Consider the following 5,068-nt stretch of genomic DNA (forward strand, 5'->3'; position numbering starts at 1 on the left):
AATGAGCCAAAGGACAAGTATGATAAGGTGTTAAAATTTATTGAAATGGCAGTTTTATCGCCAAAAAAAGTGCGATATCGGGATGCAATGAGCTCTAAACATAGTAAATAAGCGAATGATTACCACCCATTTGCAAAAGAGGAGCTTATGAAAAAAAAGACTAAAATTATAATTTTAATCTCAGCATGCCTTTTAATCGTCGTTATCGGCATTTATTACTTGTTTCCAAAGGAATCAAGTAATGGAAACATCTATGTTCAAAAAGTTTCAACAATCATCGGATCTTCCTATACGGAAAATCGTTATTCAGGTGTTGTAGAATCCTCAGAAACAGTTGATATTAATCAAGATGGAAACAAATCCATTACAGATATGTATGTAAAAGAAGGGCAAAAAGTAAGTAAAGGAGATAAATTATTTTCTTATGACACTACAGAAGCAGCGAATTCGATTGCACAAAAAAAATTAGATATTGAAGCCCAAAACAATGAAATCGCCGCTCAAAATAATACAATTGAAGATTATAAGGCCGAACTAAATAAGGGTGGAGATAAAGTAGAGATTCAGGCACGAATCAATGATGCGAGTTATGCGATTCGTCAAGCTCAAAACACAATCAAAGCTACACAAACTGAAATCGATCAGTTGAATAAACAAATTGAAAATTCTACTGTCCTTTCTACTATTGATGGAATTATTAAAGAAGTAAATAAAGATGGTGGAACGGATGAGAGTGGAAACCAAAAACCGTTAGTATCCATTACGCAAACTACAGATTTTAGAGTGAAAGGCTCTATTAGTGAAATGGGCACCATTTCTGAAGGGACAAGTGTCATTGTCAGAAGTCGTGTAAATGAAGATCAAATCTATAAGGGGACTGTCACAAAAGTAGAAACAGAGCCTCAATCGAATTCGAACAATAACTTTTATGGAGCGGATTCAGGGGAATCTGCATCCAAATACCCTTTCTATGTCTCTTTAGACAACAACAAAGGTTTAATGCTTGGACAACACGTATATATTGAAGTGGATAATGGCCAATCTACAAAGAAAAAAGGTATCTGGCTAGATGCAAGTTTTATTGTTTCGGATGACAATGGAAATTCATATGTATGGGTATCTGAACGTGGTAAATTAAAGAAAAGAAAAGTAGAACTTGGTAAAACAGATGAAGAAACCTATACCACAAAAATCAAATCAGGACTCAACGTTGATGACTATATCGCGTGGGCTGATGATTCTTATTCAGAAGGAATGAAAACAACTACAGAATATCAGACGGAAACGGATGGTGATGCCAATGCTTCTTAATATACAAAATATTTATAAGAACTACGGTAAAGAACCTATGATTGTTCCTGTATTAAAGGATGTCAGTCTTGAAGTCGTACAAGGTGACTATATTGCGATTATGGGACCTAGCGGCTCAGGTAAAACAACACTTATGAATATCATTGGATGTTTAGATCGAGCAAGTTTGGGTACGTATCTATTTGAAGATGAAGATATTTCTGAAATGAATGATGATGCATTAAGTGATCTTCGTTTAAATAAGATTGGCTTTGTATTCCAAAACTTCAATCTTCTAAGTTCGGAAACCGCTCAAGAAAATGTAGCTTTACCTTTGATTTATGCAGGTATTGATAAAGAGAAAAGAAATCAAAGAGCTATAGATGTATTAAATAAAGTAGGTTTACAAGATCGTATTTCATTTAAGCCAAGCCAATTATCTGGTGGACAAAAACAGCGTGTTGCGATTGCTCGCGCCATTATCAATAATCCAAAAATCCTACTTGCCGATGAGCCTACAGGAGCACTTGATCAAGCAAGCGGAAAACAAGTTATGGAATTATTTAAATCCTTAAATGATGAAGGTGTAACAATCATTATGATAACGCATGATGCCAATGTGGCAAGTCATGCAAAAAAAATTCTTCATATCATTGATGGAGAAATCATTGAAAATAAACAAGGAGGTGTGCTATGAAGCCTTCTATAAAAAAAGGAATTATTATTACTTCTATATGTGCATTTACCTTAGTTGGAATTAAGTTTTATTTGAATTCAACAAACAAAATCGATGTAAACTCTGTATCCACATTAAATACAGGGTATTGGGATAACCCATCCACATCTACTGGTCTTGTATCCAATAGTGATAGGCAATCCGTATTATATGATGCTTCTAAAACAATTACACAAGTATTTGTACAAGAAGGTCAACAGGTCAATTCAGGTGATCCTTTATTGTCATATGACCTAACTACACTTCAAAGTGCAGTAGATACAAGTCAATTGGATGTAGAAAAAGCTCAAAATGCGATTGCACTTGCCGAGCATGAATTAAAGAAATTATTAAATACAACGCCTATTCCAGATGTTGTCGAAGAACCAGAAATTCAAGATCATACTCCTGCACCATTGCCTGGTGTTCCTGAAAAAAATGGAAATGGTTTATATCCTTATATTCTATCTTTATCACAAGCTGAAAAGAATTTCACGGCTTATAAAATCTATTACACTTCTACAACAAGTGAAGCTCCTGAAAAAGGGCCTCATGAAAAGGCATCATTATGGAAAGAAGAAAGAGAAATGAAAGAATCTAACAATACCTGTTGGTATTGGATTGAATATACATATACAGATGGTTCAACAAACGCGTATGATTCTAAAGATGTTGTAGAATATTATAGTGATAAACAACAAATCCCAAATAAAGAAATCTTTTTAGCTGGAACTAAACAGAATCCGTATGTATTTAAGTTAAGCGAAAATCAAGGGTTTGTGTATGGAAAGCTATTTTTAGACAATGCGAATCTAAACCAATACTTACGATTCGATGTGTATACAAATGATGGAGATATTGATTCTTCATGGCTCGTTCGTTGCGACAAGTTTACCACTATACAATCCATTAATGAAGGCGATATGTATTCGGTGATTTCACACACAAAGGAAGAACAGAAATATGTGGAAGTAGAACAAAAGCCAAGTCAAGATCTCTCATCGGGTTATACAGAAATTGAACTTGCGAAAGCAATCCGTGATAAGAAACAGGAACTGAAAACTTTAGATTTAGGCTTAAAAAAAGCTCAGCTATCTTTAAGCGAAAACAAAGCTTTATTAAATGATGGAGTTATTCGTGCAAAACGAAGTGGCATTGTTCGTAATATCAAAAAAACATCGGATTCTTTACAAGATGGAAATACCTTCTTAGAAGTAGCCGGTGGACAAGGAACTTATATTAAAGGAAGCATTAGTGAATTAATGTTAAATCAAATTAAAGTTGGAGATACTATTTCTGCCTATTGTTGGACAAGTGGAGAAACGTTTGATGCCAAAATCCAAAGTATTGATACTGTACCTTCTTCAAATAGTAACTATAATGGTTCAGGTAATCCAAATGTGAGCTATTATGATTTTGAAGCTTATGCCAAAGATGCATCGAAAATACAAGCTGGCGAATATTTAGAATTAACATTCAATTCGGCTGGTGACACTACGAGTTCGATTTGGCTTTCTAAGGCTTATGTCAAACAAGAAGGAAATAAATACTATGTTTTAAAAGATGTTCATGGCAAATTGAAAAAGCAGTATGTGACCGTTGGAAAAATCGTATGGGGCGATACGATGGAAATCAAAGATGGACTTTCAGACACAGATTATATTGCGTTTGCGTATAGTAAAAACGCAAAAGAAGGCGTTAAGACGCAAAAATCTTCGGAGGCTACATCATGATTGAAAACATAAGATTATCATTTCGAGGTATTTTTACGCATAAAATGCGATCATTTCTTACAATGCTAGGAATCATTATTGGGATTGCCTCTATCATTGCGATTGTTTCTACAATTAAAGGGACAAATGATCAGATTGAAAAGAATTTAATTGGTTCCGGAAATAACACAGTAAAACTAGCTTTGTATCAAGAAGATTGGGAATACTCTTTTGATTCTGGTATTCCTAATGGAGTTCCAACTGTTTCAAAAGACACACTTAAATCCTTAAAAAACATTGATCACGTAGAAGGTGTTTCTCTGTATCGTTCTAGGCAAAGTTATCAAGCCATCTTCCGCAATAATACATCTTTAGACGGTGGATACATCATGGGTGTCCAACAAGATTATTTCTCTATTAGCGGGTTAACTATCAAAAAAGGAAGAGGCATTACAGATAAAGACAACAAAAAATTTAGACAAGTTGCCGTCTTAGACGAAACAAGCGCAAGACTTCTATTTGGCGAAGATGATCCAATCGGTAAAACCATAGAAATTTCTTCAACACCATTCACCATTGTTGGTGTTTGTGCCAATAAAGAAAATTTTGAACCTTCTATGGATAGCATTGATGAATATTATACATACAATCAATCTACTGGTTCTAAAGTCTATGTTCCTATTGAGTCTTGGCCATTATTCTATCAGTTTGATGAACCTCAAAGTGCTTTACTGAAGGTGGATGCGACTTCAAATATGACTAGTGTTGGAAAAGAAGCAGCCGATGTATTAAATACATATGTCTCTTCTTCAAATGTTCAATACAAAGCACAAGACTTATTGAAGCAGGCAAAAGATATTCAAAATCTTTCTAAATCCACAAATGCCATGTTAATCTGGATTGCCGGTATTTCCTTACTTGTTGGTGGTATTGGTGTTATGAACATCATGTTAGTAACAGTAACAGAAAGAACGAAAGAAATTGGTCTTAAAAAAGCCATTGGTGCTAAGAAAAAAGCCATCCTATTTCAATTCTTAACTGAAGCGATAGTACTTACTTCAATTGGAGGTATTGCAGGTGTAATAACAGGTATTGGCTTAGCTAAATTAATATCTATTCTAAATGGTACACCTGTATCCATTAGTATTCCTGCCATGATACTATCTGTATTATTCTCTATGGCAATCGGTATTATTTTTGGATTGTTACCAAGTTATAAAGCTGCAAATCTTGATCCAATTGAAGCTTTAAGACATGAATAAAAGTTGTAACGAGAAAATTCGTTGCAACTTTTGTAAGCGTCAAATTTGAAGGTGGTACAAAATATAGTTGAGACATGACATAATCTTTG

4 protein-coding genes are annotated in these 5,068 nt (G+C 34.4%); all 4 read left to right on the forward strand.

Annotation, left to right across the window (positions count from 1 at the left end):
* Positions 1-147: 147 nt before the first annotated feature.
* Genes KTQ83_RS11250 through KTQ83_RS11265 form a run of 4 tightly spaced genes read left to right on the forward strand, consistent with a single transcriptional unit; the run spans position 148 to position 4,979 of the window.
* A complete protein-coding gene (locus tag KTQ83_RS11250) occupies positions 148-1,311 on the forward strand; it encodes an efflux RND transporter periplasmic adaptor subunit (RefSeq protein WP_186999580.1) in 1,164 nt (387 codons plus the stop codon).
* Positions 1,301-1,987, forward strand: a complete 687-nt coding sequence (locus KTQ83_RS11255; protein WP_117926426.1) for an ABC transporter ATP-binding protein — start codon at positions 1,301-1,303, stop codon at positions 1,985-1,987. The genes KTQ83_RS11250 and KTQ83_RS11255 overlap by 11 nt, the downstream gene beginning before the upstream one ends.
* Positions 1,984-3,738 (forward strand): biotin/lipoyl-binding protein, encoded by a 1,755-nt coding sequence (locus tag KTQ83_RS11260; protein ID WP_186999579.1) that lies wholly within the window; start codon positions 1,984-1,986, stop codon positions 3,736-3,738. The genes KTQ83_RS11255 and KTQ83_RS11260 overlap by 4 nt, the downstream gene beginning before the upstream one ends.
* Positions 3,735-4,979 carry an ABC transporter permease gene (locus KTQ83_RS11265; RefSeq protein WP_186999578.1) on the forward strand — a complete coding sequence of 415 codons (1,245 nt, stop codon included), beginning with the start codon at positions 3,735-3,737 and terminating at the stop codon, positions 4,977-4,979. The genes KTQ83_RS11260 and KTQ83_RS11265 overlap by 4 nt, the downstream gene beginning before the upstream one ends.
* Positions 4,980-5,068: the final 89 nt, after the last annotated feature.

The organism is Holdemanella porci (genome assembly GCF_019052655.1).
GTDB classification, from domain to species: domain Bacteria; phylum Bacillota_I; class Bacilli_A; order Erysipelotrichales; family Erysipelotrichaceae; genus Holdemanella; species Holdemanella hominis.

Bases quoted from the DNA above. Each gene is read 5' to 3' on its own strand.
- KTQ83_RS11265 (WP_186999578.1), top strand. From the start codon at position 3,735: ATGATTGAAAACATAAGATTATCATTTCGAGGTATTTTTACGCATAAA.
- KTQ83_RS11250 (WP_186999580.1), top strand. From the start codon at position 148: ATGAAAAAAAAGACTAAAATTATAATTTTAATCTCAGCATGCCTTTTA.
- KTQ83_RS11255 (WP_117926426.1), top strand. From the start codon at position 1,301: ATGCTTCTTAATATACAAAATATTTATAAGAACTACGGTAAAGAACCT.
- KTQ83_RS11260 (WP_186999579.1), top strand. From the start codon at position 1,984: ATGAAGCCTTCTATAAAAAAAGGAATTATTATTACTTCTATATGTGCA.